The following is a 15,331-nucleotide window of genomic DNA, read 5'->3' on the forward strand; positions in this document are numbered from 1 at the left end:
CTGTTTGCCAAGTGACCTTGTGCAGGGGCGAAGTGGGGAGTTTCCCGACAGTGCTTATGTGAAAAATATATTAAGTTGCGATGACACCCGTCGATAGCGACATGCGGGTGTGCGCGCGCTGACTCGCCGCGCAGGTGTTCCCACACAGCTCCATGAGGGAACAGCACCTGAAACAATCCATGGAATCAAGGACGTAATCCCCGATGACTGCTGCAACGTCGTATCGCTCCACCTCTCTCCGTCGTTCCTTCCTGCCTTCCCCGCTCGCATCCGCCATTGTTGGCTCGCTGCTGATGGCAGCCACCCTGCCGGCGCTGGCCCAGGGCAACACCGACGATCTGTCCCGCTACCAGTACCAGCGCAGCCTGCAGGCTGCATTCGCTGCGCCTTCGCAGTCGGCCTTCGCCGCGCCCGTTGCAGCGGTTGCAATGGTTGCACCGCCGGCCGCCACCCCGGAAACGCCGGTGATGGGCAAGGCCGGCGATCGTGCCAGCTGGCGCACCAGCGAATTCAACCGTGACTGGGGCCTGCAGGCCGTCAATGCCGACGCTGCATACGCGCGTGGCTTGACCGGTGCCGGCATCCGCCTGGGCGTGTTCGACAGCGGCTCGGGCCTGGACCATGACGAGTTCGCCGGCAAGGATCACCGCAGCCTGCGCATCGCCGATCTGTTGCTCGACGGCAGCCGCTGCACCAACACCACGCTGATCGACGGGCCCGATGCCTGCTTCGCCAGCGACGGCGATGACGTGTCGATCGATTACGTTGTCTACGACGACAGCGTTCCGCAGGCGATCCGCGACATCATCGAGTCTGATCCGCGCTACCAGCAGGCGGGGATCGCCTTCCAGACCCATGGCACCCACGTGGCCGGCACCATCGCGGCCAACCGCGACGGCAACGGTACCCATGGCGTGGCCTTCGGCGCGGACCTGACCGCGGCCAAGCTGTTCTTCAACAGCGCCCAGATGTGGACGGACGTGGGCGGCGGCGACTACCGCGTCGTCACCGTGGGCGGCGTGGGCCCGGACGGCAGTGCGTTCGAGAGCATGTACGCGCAGATGAACGCCCAGGACGTGCGTGCGGTCAACCACAGCTGGGGGCTGACCAACGAGCCCACCGATCTGGCCACCCAGGACCAGCTGTATGCCGCCAACGCCGAGTACCTGGACATCTTCGCCGAGGGCTCGCGCAGCAAGGGCATGATCCAGGTGTGGGCCGCGGGCAACAACAACGCCAACGCAGCCACGCCGGAAGCCGCGCCGATCGCCGGAATCTACGCCACGCTGCCGCGCCTGTTTGCCGATATCGAGCAGAACTGGCTGAGCGTGGTCAACGTGCGCCAGGACAGTGCCGCCGGGTACATGCTCGACGTCAGTTCCAACCGTTGCGGCTACAGCGCCAACTGGTGCCTGGCCGCCCCGGGCACCGACATCCTGTCCACGGTCTACGGTGCCGATTCGGCGCTGGATGCACAGCTGCTTCAGGATTCACAGGGCAACGTCCTGCTCGACGTGCTCGAGCGCGTGCCGACCTACAGCTACGATCTGATGACCGGCACCTCGATGGCAGCACCGCATGTCACCGGCGCGCTGGGCCTGCTGTTCGAGCGTTTCCCGTACCTGGACAATGCGCAGGTGCGCGACGTGCTGCTCACCACCGCCACCGACCTCGGCGCCGCTGGCGTGGACGATGTGTATGGCTGGGGCATGATGAACCTGGCCAAGGCCATTGAAGGTTACGGCTCGCTGCGCGTGGACACCAACGTGGTGATGAACCAGAAGGCCGGCGGCCTGAAGGTGTGGGAAGGCGACGCGTGGGACGACTGGACCAATGACATTGGCGGTCCGGGCAAGCTGACCAAGAGCGGCATCGGCTGGCTGCGCCTGAGCGGCAACAACAGCTTCAACGGCGCCGTGGTGCGCGAGGGTGTGCTGGAACTTGACGGCGTCAATACGCTGGCCAGCGTGTGGGTACCGGGCGGTCGCCTGGCGCTGAACGGTTCGCTGGCATCGACCCTCCTGGGTGTCGACGGTGGCGAGGCCTGGCTCAACGCCGGATCCGTGGCAAGCAACACCGACATCAATCTGTCAGCCGGCAAGCTGGTGGTTGCCGGTAGCGTCGATGGTCGCTGGTTGAACGTGACCGGTGGCACCGCCAGCATCACCGAGACCGGCAAGGTCCGCATGGACAACATCGACATGCGCGACGGCACGCTGCAGGTGGACGGCACGCTGAGCAGCACCCTCTTCTACATGTATGGCGGCAATACCCGGGTGGGCACCACCGGCGTACTGGACAACACCCTTCTGGATATCGTCGGCGGCGTGGTGTCGTTCAACGGTACCCAGAACGGTGGGATGACCGCGGTGGAAGTGGGCGCTACGCTGAAGGGCACCGGCACGCTCGGCTACACGATCGTCAAGGGCACCATCGCACCGGGCAATTCGATCGGCACGCTGACCATCAACGGCGACTACGTGCAGACAGAGACCGGCGTGTACCAGGCCGAGGTGGCACCGGGCAGCCGAAGCGACCAACTGCATGTCACCGGCACCGCCACGCTCGGCGGCACCTTGGTGGCGCTGCCGGAGCCGGGCATCTACTACCTGGGTGAGCAGTTCAACTTCATCCGTGCCGATGGCGGCGTGAACGGACAGTTCGCCATCACCGACTTCAGCGCGTTCTCGCCGTTCATGCAGTTCAACCTGGCCTACGGCGCCACCGGCGCACGCATTGAAGTGACCCGCGGCAACTCGCTGGCCAGCTCGGCCAACACCGCAAACCAGCATGCCGTGGCTACCGTGGTCGATACGCTGGCGATCAACCAAGGGCTGCCCAAGCCGTTGACCACGCTGTTCCCGCAGCAGGTGGGCGCAGCGCTGGACAGCCTCAGCGGTGAACTGCATGCAGCCACCTCGGTCGCGCTGGTCGAAGGCAGCCGCCACGTCCGCGATGCGGCGCTGTCGCGTCGTGCGGGTGCGACCTCTCCGGGCGGTGACGAAGCGGCCGCGACCGGTGTGTGGGTGCAGGCAATCGGTGGCAGCGGCACGCTGGATGGCAATGCCAATACTGCCCGCACCGAGGCCAACAGCAACGGCCTGCTGGTGGGCGTGGACCGCCAGTTCGGCGGTTGGCAGGTGGGCCTGCTGGCCGGTACCGGTCGTACCGACGTCAAGCAGCAGGACGGCCGTCGGGCGAAGTCGAAGATCGACAACACCCACTTCGGTGCATACGCCAGCCACAACTGGGGCGGTTTCGGCCTGCGTGGCGGGCTGGCGTGGAGCGAGCACGACATCGACAGCACCCGCGAACTGGCATTCGCCGGCTACAGCGATACGCTGAGCGCGCGCTACGACGGGCGTACCCGCCAGGCCTTCATCGAGGCGGGCTACCGATTCGGCGGCCGCGAGGCAGGCCTGGAGCCGTACCTGCAGGTGGCACGTGTTGAAGTGGACATGAAGTCGATCAATGAGCGCGGTGGGGCGGCGGCCCTGCAGGGCAACGTCGACGATACCCGCACCACCCTGGCTACTGCCGGCGTGCGCTTCGACAAGGGCCTGAAGGCTTCGTTCCAGCAGGACAGCTGGCTGCACGTGCGCGGCGGAGTGGGTTATCGCCACGCATCGGGTGACCGCAACCCGGTGGCCAGGCTGGGCTTTGCCAGCGGCGGTGACACCTTCGCGGTCAGCGGCGCTCCGATCGCCGACAGCGCGGTGGTGGCCGAGCTGGGCCTGTCGGCCTGGTTGACGGCCAACCAGCAGCTTGAGCTGGGCTACACCGGCCAGTTTGGCGATGAAAGCCGCGACCATGGCGCCAACCTGCGTTGGTCGGTGCGCTTCTAAGCCATCCGGTTCCCAAGGGAATCCCCAGAAGGGCGGCCGCTGGGCCGCCCTTCTTCGTTGCCGCGGACAGGTGTTGCCGGGCGGGCGGGAGCCTACAATATCGGCCCCACGCCGCACCGGACCGCCCATGAAGAGCAAGCAGGACATCGTCGACAACTGGCTTCCGCGCTATACCGGCGTGCCTCTGGACCAGTTCGGCCAGCACATCCTGCTGACCAACTTCGGGGGCTACCTGCATACGTTCTCCGCGCTGACCGGGGCGCCGGTGATCGGCCTGGACCGGCCAATGGCCAGCGCCACCATCGACGGCATCACCATGATCAACTTCGGCATGGGCAGCCCCAATGCCGCGATCATCATGGATCTGCTGTCGGCTGTGATGCCCAAGGCGGTGCTGTTCCTGGGCAAGTGCGGCGGGCTGAAGCGCAAGAACGAGCTGGGCGACCTGGTACTGCCGATCGCGGCCATCCGCGGCGAGGGAACCTCGGGCGACTACCTGCCGCCGGAAGTGCCGGCCTTGCCGGCCTTCGCCCTGCAGCGTGCGGTCTCGACCATGATCCGCGATCTTGGCCATGACTACTGGACCGGCACCGTCTACACCACCAACCGCCGGGTCTGGGAGCACGACGAGGCCTTCAAGGAGCGGCTGCGGGCGATGCGCTGCATGGCCATCGACATGGAAACCGCTACGATCTTCGCTGCCGGCTTTGCCAACCATATTCCCAGCGGCGCCCTGCTGCTGGTTTCAGACCAGCCGATGATCCCGGACGGGGTGAAAACCGAGGCATCCGACGCCAAGGTCAGCTCGCAGTTCGTGGAAAACCATATCCAGATCGGCATCGAGGCGCTTAAGCTTATCCGGCGCAACGGCAAGTCGGTCCGCCACCTGCGCTTCGACGAATGATGATGATGGCCTGGCGCGGCGCGCCGGCCCTGGGGAGTAGGTGATGGACGTTGCCGCGCAAGTGGTGGAATTCTGGAAAGACGCGGGCCCTGAAAAGTGGTTCGCCCGCGATGATGCGTTCGACGCGCGGTTCCGTACGCTGTTCGCGGACGAACACCACGCTGCCGCATCGCGCGCGCGCGAGCACTGGCTGGGCAGCGCGGATGGCGCGCTGGCGCTGATGCTGCTGCTGGACCAGTTCCCGCGCAACTGCTTCCGCGGCACGGCCCATTCCTATGCGACCGATGGCCTGGCACGGCACTACGCCACGCGCGCGATCGAGGAGGGGCTGGACCTGCAGCTGGTTCCCAAGCTGCGCGCCTTCATCTACCTGCCGTTCGAGCACTCCGAAGATCCGCTGGACCAGGACCGCTCGGTCGCGATGTTCGACGTGCTGGGTGACAAGGAATACCTGCAGTACGCCGAACTGCACCGCGACATCATCCGCCGCTTCGGCCGGTTCCCGCACCGCAATGCTGTGCTTGGCCGCATTCCGTCGCCGGAAGAACTGGATTACCTGGCCGAAGGCGGGTTCGCCGGATAACCCGGAAGGAGTAGATCCACGCCATGCGTGGATGGATTCAACGGAAAGCGCCGGCTTTCGCCGGCGTTTTTGTGGGTTTCAACTGCAGCCGATCAGTACTTCGGCACGCCGTTGTCCACTTCGTCCGACCAGGCATCGATGCCGCCGGTGACGTTGAACACCTTGCTGAAGCCCAGCGCACGGAACTGCTCTGCTGCCTGCGCGCTGCGGCCACCGTGGTGGCACAGGAAGGCCAGGGCGGTGTCCTTGGGCAGGGCTTCCAGCTCGGCGCGGCCGTTGCCATCGAAGCTCTTGAACGGCACGCCGACAGCGGCGATGGCGCGTTCTTCGGCCGGGCGCACGTCCACCAGCATCACGTTGCCGGCACGCACCAGGTCGTCGGCATCACGCACGCTGATTTCCTGCACCGGCTTGGGCGCGTTCGGGTTGTCGATTGCCAGGCCCTTGCCACGGATATCGTCGACCCAGTCGATGGTGATGCCATCGGCGCGGCGGGCGCTGGCCAGGTCGAACTGCACGCGCAGGCCATTGGACTCGGCGGCGATCGCGCCTTCATCGTACGGGGCCAGCTGGAAGTTCGGCTGGAAGCGGGCATCGATGCCCAATTGCAGCGACGCACCCGGCGAATCGGCCAGCGCGCCCTTCAGCATTTCCACCGCGGCCGGGGTGACGGTGATGCGCGGCGGGGTGCGGTCCGGTGCAGCCAGGCCCAGCACGCTGCTCAGCTCACCGCTGGCGGCCATCTGCAGCACGATGTCGCTGCCGCCGACCAGTTCGCCGTCGATGTACAGCTGCGGGATGGTCGGCCAGTCGCCATAGGCCTTGATGCCTTCACGGATCTCCGCGTCAGCCAGCACGTTGACGTGGGCGAACTCCACGCCCAGGTCCTGCAGGGCACCCACGGCCTTGGCCGAGAAGCCGCACTGCGGCATCGACGGCTGGCCCTTCATGAACAGCACGACGCGGTTGTCGTTGAGGATGGTTTCGATGCGCGAACGCAGGGCGGGATCGAGGGACATGGCAGTCATGGGTCCGAAAAATTCGAATCATCAATTCTACCCCCCATGGCATCATGGGGCATGACCAACGCAGGAACATTGCATCGCATCCCGACCCGCCCCTGGCGCTGGGTGCCCTGGCTGGTGCTGTCGCAGCTGGCCGTGATCCTGGTCTGGGTGCTGGCCGGCTGGCACTGGGGCCTGGCCCTGATGGTGGCAAGCCACGCGTTGTTCATGGTGCCGGTGTTCCTGCCCAACAGCCGCTTCTACGCGCCGGTGCTGAGCCGACTGCCCGCGGCCGGCAACAGCGTCTGGCTGACCATCGACGACGGCCCCAGTGAACAGACCCCGGCGGTGCTGGATCTGCTGGACCGGCACCAGGCGAAGGCGACCTTTTTCCTGGTCGGCGAGCGCGTATTGGCGCATCCGGCCCTGGTGGAGGAGATCCTGCGTCGCGGACACGACCTCGGCAACCACAGCCACAGCCATCCACAGGCGCGCTTCTGGCGGCTGGGCCCGGGCACGATGGCGGCGGAGATCGAGGGCTGCCAGCAGGCGCTGCAGGCAGTGAGTGGGCGACCGGTGCGCTGGTACCGCTCGGTGGTGGGCATGACCAACCCGTTCGTGGCGCCGGTACTGCGCAAGCTGGGCCTGGTGCGCGTGGGCTGGAGCGCCCGCGGTTACGACGGCGTCGGCTGTACCCCGGATGGCGTGCTGGCGCGTCTGCTCCCGGACCTGCGCCCGGGCGCGATCGTGCTGCTGCACGAAGGTGCCGCACATGGCCACAACCTGGCCATCATCGAACGGGTGCTGCAGGTGCTGGACGAGCGCGGCCTGAAAGCCGAACTGCCGGCCGGCTGACCGGTAGCGCCGGGCCACACCCGGCGAGCGCCAGACGCAGCAAGAGCGAAGCGACCCGCGTTTGCTCTTCGCTTTTCTCCTGTCTTCCGTGGTGGACGCGCCCGTAAACCGTCCGTGCCCATCCGCCCGGGCAGCCCCCGTAGACAGCCGCCCACCACGAGCGGCTCAGCCGTTGGCCGCAGTTCCCGGCCGCTCGGCCACCAGCAACCAGCTGTTGAACGGCGTGCGCCCATGCAGCGGACGCAACGGAGCCACCTGCATGCCGGCAGCCGCCAGCGTGGCCTGCAGCCGCTGCGGATCCGGGTAGTGACGCGGTCGCGTGCCCATCCAGCCGACCAGCCAGGCCAATCGGTCAGCCACCCGCGTGGTGCGGTCGCGGCGGTCGCCGGTCGCCAGCGGCGTGCGCAGCAGCAGGCGGCCACCGGGCGCGACCCGCGCGCTCACCGCGCGCAGCAGCTCCAGTTGCGGTGCTTCGTCCAGGTACTGCAGCACATCCAGCAGCAGCACATGCCCACCATGTACCGGCAACGGCGCCTGCACATCCAGACAGTCGAACCGTACGTTGGCCAGGCCGCTGCCGGCGCGCTGCGCACGGGCGATCTTGTCGCTGTCCACGTCCACCCCGAGGTACCCCTGCTGGCGGCCACGCTGGCGCAGCACGTGCGCGAACAGGCCCAGCCCGCAGCCCAGGTCGAGCACCGGCTGGCCGTCATCGGGAAGGTGCTGCAGCACGCCGTCATACAGCGGGTCGCTGCCCAGCTTGCCGCGTGTGTAGTAGTAATCGCGGCGGCTGCCCCAGGCCTGCATCGGCCGGAAGGACTCGGCGATCAGGCGCGCCTGCCCGGCATCAAGCGGCGAACAGGGCAGGGGCGTGCCGTTCCGTGGCGTGCCGTCCATCGTCTCAGTCCGTCCTGCCCAGCAGGTGTGCGGCCACCGGCAGCGCACGCGCGCTCCACAGCGCGTACATCCGTGCGGACGGGTGCAGGCCATCCTCGGCAATCATTGCCGGGTCAGCGCCGGTGTCGCGGCTGATATCGGTGATGTCGACGAAGGCCACGCCCTGCTGGGTGCTGATCACCTCGGCGGCAGCGTTGAACTCGTCGGTTTCCAGTTCGATCTGGCCCAGGTCGCGACCGCTGCCTGCACCGTACGGCGTAGTGCCCCAGTCCGGGAAGGACAGCACCAGGACCCGGTCCGCACGGCCGCCGGCAAAACCAATCGCGCGCTGCAGCAGGGCCTGGAACTGCACCTGGTACTCGTCCAGCGGACGCCCGCGATACTGGTTGTTGACGCCGATCAGCAGGCTGACGAAGTCGAACGGCCCTTGCGGCGCAACTTCGTCGATGCCGGCGTCGAGCTCGTCGGTGGTCCAGCCGGTGGTGGCGATGGTCTGCGGATCGCCCAGCGCGACGCCCTGCGCGCGCAGGGCGGCGGCGAGCTGATGCGGCCAGCGGCCGTCGACCGCGACCGCTTCACCGATGGTGTAGGAATCGCCCAGGGCCAGATACGTCAAGCCCATCGATCAAGCCACCGACCGGCGGGGCTTCAGCGGCACCACCTTGGTGGCATCTTCGGCACGGCGGGCGAGGGCGCGGTCGATACGGGCGAACACGTCGCGCATCACCGACGCCTCCGGCAGCAGGGTCACGCGGAAGTGGTGGCGGTAAGGCACGTTGAAGCTTGAGCCCGGCACCACCAGCACGCCGTCGTTGTTCATCAGGTCCAGCGCGAAATTATGATCGTCAAAGCCCTTGGCAGCGGCACCGACCACGGCCGGGAACGCGTACAGCGCGCCGGCGGGGGCAACCAGTGACAGGTGTTCGCTGGCCTCGCAGGCTTCAATCACTGCACGACGGGTTTCATACAGGCGGCCACCCGGTGCGCACAGCTCCGAAATGGTGTCCGGACCGTTCACTGCGGCGTCGATGGCGTACTGGCCCGGCACGTTGGCGCACAGGCGCAGCGCGCCCAGCAGGTCCAGCGCGGCGCGGAAGTCGCCCAGCCGCGCGTCGTCGCCGCTGAGGTGTGCCCAGCCCACCCGCCAGCCGCAGGCGCGGTGCACCTTGCTCAGGCCGCCGAAGGTCAGGCAGGGATGGTCACCGGCCAGCGGTGCGACCGGCTGGAACACCGCGTCGTCGTACAGGATCTGGTCGTAGATCTCATCGACCAGCAGCAGCAGGTTGTGGCGGCGCGCGATCTCGACCACCTGCTCCAGCAGCTCGCGCGGGTAGCTGGCGCCGCTGGGATTGTTCGGGTTGATCAGCACGATGGCGCGCGTGCGCGAGGACACCAGCGTCTCGATCTCGCTCGGGTCCGGCTGGAAGCCGTTCTCGGCGGCGCAGCGGTAGTAGACCGGGCGGCCGTCGTTGAGGATGGTCGAGGCCGACCACAGCGGATAGTCCGGCGAGGGCACCAGCACTTCGTCGCCCGGGTTGAGCAGCGCACGCAGCGACAGGTCGATCAGCTCGCTGACGCCGTTGCCGACGAACACGCGGTCCGGGTGGGCATCCGGTGCGCCACGGCGGGCGTACGCGGCGGCGATGGCTTCGCGGGCGACCGGCAGGCCCTGCTGATGGGTGTAGGGATCGGTGCGGCCCATGTCATCGGCGATCGCGCGCTGCAGGTGTTCCGGTGCACGGAAGCCGAAAGCGCCGGGATTGCCGATGTTGAGCTTGATCAGCTTGTGGCCCTGCGCTTCCAGCTCCCGGGCTCGCCGTGCCAGTTCTCCGCGGATTTCGTAGCGCACTTCGGAAAGGCGCTCGCGGATGACCAGGGGTTTGGGCGAGGGAGTGGACATGGGCGGTGGGCCGCAAAAGGCATGGGGCTTCCATGGTAGCGGAATTGCTGCAGCGCATGGCAAGGGCCGCAGGGCCCGCCAACATTGGGCTGGGCGGCACCACACAGGTAGAATGGCGGCGATGACCCAGACCCCCGATTTCACCGCTCTGCAGACCATTGGCTGGCCCTGGCCGGGCCCGCCGCAGCAGGCCGACTGGCAGGCTGTGATGGCCGCACACCCGCAGGCCCACCCGGCGCGGGTGATCGAGCAGCATCGCACCCACTATGTGGTGGCTGATGGCCCGGAGGCGTCGATCAAGGCCGAATCACTGCCGGAATGGCAGCGCCCGCGCTTCCCCAGCCACGAACGGCCGGCGGTGGGTGACTGGGTGCTGCTGGATGGCATCCGCATCGTCGTCCTGTTGCCGCGACGTACCGCGATCAAGCGTGGCGCCGCCGGTGAGCATTACCACCAGCAGGTGATCGCGGCCAACATCGATACCGTCTTCATCGTCTGTGGCCTGGACGCGGACTTCAATCCGCGCCGTATTGAACGCTACCTGCTGCTGGTGGGCGGTGGCGGTGCCGAACCGGTGGTGGTGCTGACCAAGGCCGACCAGACCGAGTACAGCGACGACGCGCTGGCGGTGCTGGAAGAACTGGAGATGCAGGGCATCGCCCTGCATGCGATCAATGGCCTGGATGCCGACAGTGTTGCAGTGCTGGAGCCGTGGCTGGGTCCCGGCCGGACGGTGGTGCTGGTGGGCTCGTCGGGTGCGGGCAAGTCGACGCTGACCAACACGCTGCTGGGCGAGCAGCGGATGAAGACCAATACGGTGCGCGCCAACGATTCGCGCGGCCGCCATACCACCACCCACCGCGCACTGATGCCGTTGCCGATGGGCGCCTGCCTGATCGATACGCCGGGCATGCGCGAACTGAAGCCGACCGGCGAAGAGACGCTGGCCGAAGGTGGCTTCGCCGATATCGAAGCGCTGGCCGCGCAGTGCCGCTTCCGCGACTGCATGCACCAGCAGGAACCCGGCTGTGCCGTGCGTGCGGCGATCGATGCTGGCGAGATCGAAGAGAGCCGGCTGCTGAACTACTTCAAGTTGAAGGAAGAAGTGGCCGCCGCCGCCGCCAAGCTGGCCGTGCGCCAGGCCGAGACCGCGCAGGAACGCGGTGGCAGGAAGGGCAAGAGCCAGCAGTTCCGCCCTGCGGGCAAACCGCGCCGGCGCTAAGGCTGGAGAATGGTGGCTGCCAACCTTGGTTGGCACTGTCACGGCAGGGGCAGCCCAGTAGATCCACGCCATGCGTGGATGCTTTCCGCGCATGCATATCTGTGCCAACCAAGGTTGGCACCTACCAACGCGCGGGCAGGGCGTTATAGTCCGCCCATGGAACCGACCGCGACGCTGGACCGTGACGTGGCCCACCATGCAGCGCTCGATGCGCGCCTGGTCGAGGCCGTAGGAGGCATCCGCCTGCTGGGCCTGACCAGCTGGCCGGCGACACTGCAGGCACCCTTCCTGGACAGCGTGGCCCGTGGCCAGCCGACGCTGCCGGTGGTCGACTACCCGAAGCTGGATTTCAGCACAGAGCGTCGCGCGCTGGCCGCGCTCGCTGCCGAGTGTGACGAAAGCCATCCGCTGGGCCATTACGTGCAGCAGTCCGCGCAGAGCTGGGATCTGGCAGCGCAGCTGCTGGAAGGCCTCGGCACCGCAGCCGTCGATGCCTGTTCGATGCAGTTGTTCGGTTCGCCCGAGCAGCCTTTGCCGGGCAACGGACCGAGCACGCGCGATGCGGCGCGCCACTTCATCCAGATTGCTGCCGAACTGGATCACGAACTGCTGGCACCGGAAGAGCAGGTGCCGGTCTCGGCCATCGCCCTGCAGCTGCAGCTGCAGAATGATCTCGATGCGTTCTTTGAATCACGCATCATCCAGGTGCAGCTGGACCCGGAGCTGGTCTCGAAGGCGGCTGCCGGGCCGACCCGCATCCGCCTCCGCACCAGTGCGCGTTTCAGCGCTTACGATCGCGCGCAGCTGTTCCACCACGAAGCGCTGGTGCATTCGTTGACGGCGTTGAACGGTCGCGCGCAGCCGGTGCTGCCGAGCCTGGCGCTGTCCTCGCCACGGGTGACGGCCACCCAGGAAGGACTGGCGACGTTTGCCGAGCAGATCACCGGCAGCATCGACATCGAGCGCCTGAAGCGCATCAGCCTGCGAACCGAGGCGATCGCGATGGCGCGCGAAGGTGCGGACTTCATCGAGGTGTTCCGCTACTTCTGCGATGCCGGGCAGAACCCGGAAGAGAGCTTCGCCTCGGCGCAGCGGGTATTCCGCGGTGTGCCGCCGAATGGGGGCCTGGCTTTCACCAAGGACACGGTGTATCTGCGCGGGCTGGTGTCGGTGCATACCTTCTTCCGCCACATGCTGGCCGAGGATCGCCTGCAGGTCTGCCGCTGGTTGTTCGCCGGCAAGATGAGCCTGACCGATGCGATCGCGTTCGCCCCGTTGTTCGAATCGGGCGTGCTGAAGCCCCCGCGCTGGCTGCCGCACTGGATGAGCCGGGCCAATGGCCTGGCCGGCATGCTGGCGTTCTCGCTGTTCGCCAACCGCATCCGGATGGACCAGCTGGCGCCGGAATGAAATGCGTTGGCGGATCCTCCAGCGCCTGCCTGCTATCGGCTGGGAGGAGGCGGGGCACCCTGGCCAGGACACGCAAAAGCCCCTCCATGGTGCTCGATGGCGCCATCCATGGCGCCAACGGTCCTGGCCAGGGTGCCCCGCCTCCTCCAGACAGTGTCCTGCGAGCGCGGTAGCAGTCTCGCCGAAGGGATTGCGCTTGAAGAGCTTGAAAAGCAAAGCGCCGCGCAATGCCCTGCGCTTTGTTTCTGCTCTGCTTTCCATTGCCACCTCGCCCCGCTGCGGCATCCCCGCGCCGCAGCGCCCGCTTTCGACTTAGAACTCCGCCGCCACCGTCATGAAGATCTGTCGCGGCGCACTCGCATGGATTGCATACCGCGTGCCCTTCGGATCAGTCGGTGCGAACGAACTCAGCTGGCCCGCATAGCGCTTGTTGGTCAGGTTGGTCGCGTTCAACGACACCCGCACGTTGCGCAAGCCCATGCCCGGGCCGAAGTCGTAGCCGGCGCCGGCATCGAAGGTGGTCACGCCCGGCACCGACTGGTCGTTGGTGTAGGTGTAGTACCGCTTGCCGGTGTACTTGGCGCGCAGGCTGGCGAAGAAGCCATCGCGATTCCAGCTGATCTCGCTGGACGCCATGCGCTGTGGCGTATCCACGGTGATCTTGCCGGCCACCGGTACGATCGCACCGCCCGAGGTGTAGTCATCCTCGTAGGTGGTCTTGTTCCAGGACAGCGCGTTGTACCACTGCAGGCCATCGACCGGCTTGAGGATGAAGGTCAGCTCGGCACCATGGCTCTTCACCGAACCGACGTTGATGAAGCGCGTCACGCACTCCGGACGCGTGCCTACCTCGATGCTCGAGCACGGGTTCAACGACAGCAGACGGTTGTCGAACTTCACGTTGTAGGCCGCGATCGACGCCTGGTATTTCTCGCCGAAGGTACGGAAACCAGCTTCCAGGCTCTTGGACTTCTCCGGCTCCAGGCCGGCGCTGGCCGCGAACGATTCCGGCGACACCTGCAGCGGACCACCGCTGCCGCCGCCAACGAAGGCTGCGATGTTCTCGGCGTACGAGGCGAACACTTCATTATTGGCGTTGAGCTTGAAGCCCACGCCCAGCTGCGGCAGCACCGATTCCTTGGCGGTCAGCGTACCCGAGGCGATGCTGGTTTCCACGCCCGGCTGGGCCTTGGCAGTCATGCGCGTGTTGGGGCTCTTGATGCCCACGTCCACGGTCAGGCGCTGGTCGAGGAAGCGCATCCGGTCCTGCACATAGAACTGGCGGGTACGGATGTCGAAGTCCTGGTTGAACAGGCGACGGTCCGGGTTCTGCAGGTACAGGTCGTCCAGGAACGGGCCGCTGATGTAGTAGAAGTTGCGCGAGACGTTGTGGTCGTTCTGTTCGTACCACACACCGGCTTCCAGTTCGTGGATGCCCAGCGTCCATGACAACGCAGCGGTCACGCCGTCGCGGTTGATGGTGTAGTTGGTGCTGCGGATCGAGATCGGCAGCATCTTGTCGGTGCCCGGGTAGGACGGCTGGCCCGGTGCCCACCAGTGACCCTGGCCACGGTTTTCGTGGTGGTAGCCCAGCAGCTTCAGGCGGCCCTGCTCACCCAGGCGGATGTCGGCGTCGATCGAATACAGGTTGTCGTCGCGCAGCGCACGGCTCTGGTAGTAGGCATCGTCGATGCTGTTGACGCCGCCGCTGAATGCACAGCGTGCCTTGTTGTAGGTGCCAGGTGCGCAGTATGCAGCCGCGACGGCGCGATCCCAGTCCGGTGCATAGATGTTCCAGTCATAACCCAGGCCGCGCGCCAGCATGTCCTTGGACAGGTAGGCGTAGTTGGCCTGGCTGGCGCGCGAGGTGGCGACGAAGGCACCGAAGCGGTTGTCGCCCACGTTCCATACCGCCTTGGCATTGAACTGGCGGGTGGTCTGGTTCTGGTACGGCGCGGCCCACATGTCCTGGTCCTGGTGCACGCCGGACACGTAGGCCGAGAAGCCGTTGATGTCGCCGGTGTCTACCCGCAGGTAGCCGCGGCGCTGGTTGTCATCGCCAACGGTGATGCTGGCGCGGCCGCCGAATTCGGTTGACGGATCCATCGAGAAGTACTGGATGGTGCCGCCAAGGTTGCTGGTCGAGGCCACGCCCAGCGAGCCGATGCCCTGTGACAGCTCGGCACCGGCCAGGTTTTCGGCAATCAGCGCACGGGCGATGCTCAGGCCGTTGTAGTTGCCGTAGCTGTTGTCGCCCAGCGGGATGCCGTCCAGCGTGTAACCCAGGCGGCTCTTGTCGAAGCCGCGCAGGCTGATGGTCTGCGATTCTTCATTCGCACCGAAGGCATCGTTGGACTGCACCGACACGCCCGGCAGGCGGTCGAGGATCTTCTGGCCGCTGGTACCCGGCGGCAGCACCTGCTTGTCGACGGTGGTGATGCGCTGCACCTGGCGGGTCTCGCCCTGGCCGATGACCGAGACCGTATCCAGCGTCTGCGCGCTCAGCGCGGTATCGGCGGTGGCGTCGGTGGCTTCAGCGGCGTGGGCGCTGGCGGCGGAAAGCGCGATCGCCACGGCGATCGTCAGGTATCGGGTCTGCATGATGGTCCATTGCATGGGGGATGGTCACCGGCCCGGGGGCGCGGCGCACGGCCACTATGCGAACGGAACATGAAACCTTGTTTACGGAAAACCAACGAACGGCGTCGTGG

11 protein-coding genes are annotated in these 15,331 nt (G+C 66.7%); 6 read left to right on the forward strand and 5 right to left on the reverse strand.

Features of this window, described 5'->3' with window-relative positions; genetic code table 11:
- The first annotated feature begins 203 nt into the window (after positions 1 to 203).
- The 3 genes from AC07UW_RS06390 to AC07UW_RS06400 all read left to right on the forward strand — a co-directional run bounded on the left by AC07UW_RS06390 (position 204) and on the right by AC07UW_RS06400 (position 5,332).
- Positions 204 to 3,845, forward strand: coding sequence for an autotransporter domain-containing protein (locus AC07UW_RS06390; protein ID WP_495211663.1), 3,642 nt, complete (start codon positions 204 to 206; stop codon positions 3,843 to 3,845).
- Between the two features lie 127 nt (positions 3,846 to 3,972).
- Entirely contained in the window at positions 3,973 to 4,749 is a 777-nt protein-coding gene (locus tag AC07UW_RS06395; RefSeq protein WP_025874105.1) for an AMP nucleosidase, read from the forward strand.
- A 43-nt stretch (positions 4,750 to 4,792) separates the two neighbouring features.
- Positions 4,793 to 5,332: a DUF924 family protein gene (locus AC07UW_RS06400; RefSeq protein ID WP_495211664.1), complete on the forward strand. Its 540-nt coding sequence runs from the start codon at positions 4,793 to 4,795 to the stop codon at positions 5,330 to 5,332.
- A 92-nt stretch (positions 5,333 to 5,424) separates the two neighbouring features.
- Here AC07UW_RS06400 and grxD read toward each other — a convergent pair whose 3' ends face one another.
- Positions 5,425 to 6,351 (reverse strand): Grx4 family monothiol glutaredoxin, encoded by a 927-nt coding sequence (gene grxD / locus AC07UW_RS06405; protein WP_025874107.1) that lies wholly within the window; start codon positions 6,349 to 6,351, stop codon positions 5,425 to 5,427.
- 60 nt (positions 6,352 to 6,411) lie between these two features.
- On the opposite strand from grxD, the gene AC07UW_RS06410 reads away from it, so the two are divergent.
- A complete protein-coding gene (locus AC07UW_RS06410; protein ID WP_495211665.1) occupies positions 6,412 to 7,191 on the forward strand; it encodes a polysaccharide deacetylase family protein in 780 nt (259 codons plus the stop codon).
- A 165-nt stretch (positions 7,192 to 7,356) separates the two neighbouring features.
- On the opposite strand, the gene AC07UW_RS06415 is transcribed toward AC07UW_RS06410, so the two are convergent.
- Genes AC07UW_RS06415 through AC07UW_RS06425 form a run of 3 tightly spaced genes read right to left on the reverse strand, consistent with a single transcriptional unit; the run spans position 7,357 to position 9,988 of the window.
- Entirely contained in the window at positions 7,357 to 8,088 is a 732-nt protein-coding gene (locus tag AC07UW_RS06415; RefSeq protein ID WP_088100925.1) for a methyltransferase domain-containing protein, read from the reverse strand.
- A 4-nt stretch (positions 8,089 to 8,092) separates the two neighbouring features.
- A complete protein-coding gene (locus tag AC07UW_RS06420; protein WP_495211666.1) occupies positions 8,093 to 8,710 on the reverse strand; it encodes an SGNH/GDSL hydrolase family protein in 618 nt (205 codons plus the stop codon).
- Between the two features lie 3 nt (positions 8,711 to 8,713).
- The gene (locus AC07UW_RS06425; protein ID WP_025874111.1) at positions 8,714 to 9,988 is read right to left on the reverse strand and encodes a pyridoxal phosphate-dependent aminotransferase; all 1,275 of its coding nucleotides are present in this window, start codon (positions 9,986 to 9,988) and stop codon (positions 8,714 to 8,716) included.
- A gap of 112 nt (positions 9,989 to 10,100) precedes the next feature.
- Here AC07UW_RS06425 and rsgA point away from each other — a divergent pair, with 112 nt between their 5' ends.
- Together rsgA and AC07UW_RS06435 are read left to right on the forward strand one after the other, a co-directional pair.
- Positions 10,101 to 11,210, forward strand: a complete 1,110-nt coding sequence (gene rsgA, locus AC07UW_RS06430) for a ribosome small subunit-dependent GTPase A (RefSeq protein ID WP_495211667.1) — start codon at positions 10,101 to 10,103, stop codon at positions 11,208 to 11,210.
- Positions 11,211 to 11,366: 156 nt separating this feature from the next.
- Positions 11,367 to 12,620: a flavohemoglobin expression-modulating QEGLA motif protein gene (locus tag AC07UW_RS06435; protein WP_495211668.1), complete on the forward strand. Its 1,254-nt coding sequence runs from the start codon at positions 11,367 to 11,369 to the stop codon at positions 12,618 to 12,620.
- A 312-nt stretch (positions 12,621 to 12,932) separates the two neighbouring features.
- Here AC07UW_RS06435 and AC07UW_RS06440 read toward each other — a convergent pair whose 3' ends face one another.
- Positions 12,933 to 15,221, reverse strand: coding sequence for a TonB-dependent receptor (locus tag AC07UW_RS06440; RefSeq protein WP_495211669.1), 2,289 nt, complete (start codon positions 15,219 to 15,221; stop codon positions 12,933 to 12,935).
- Between the last annotated feature and the right edge of the window lie 110 nt (positions 15,222 to 15,331).

It is taken from the genome of Stenotrophomonas sp. GW821-FHT02D01 (assembly GCF_059421765.1).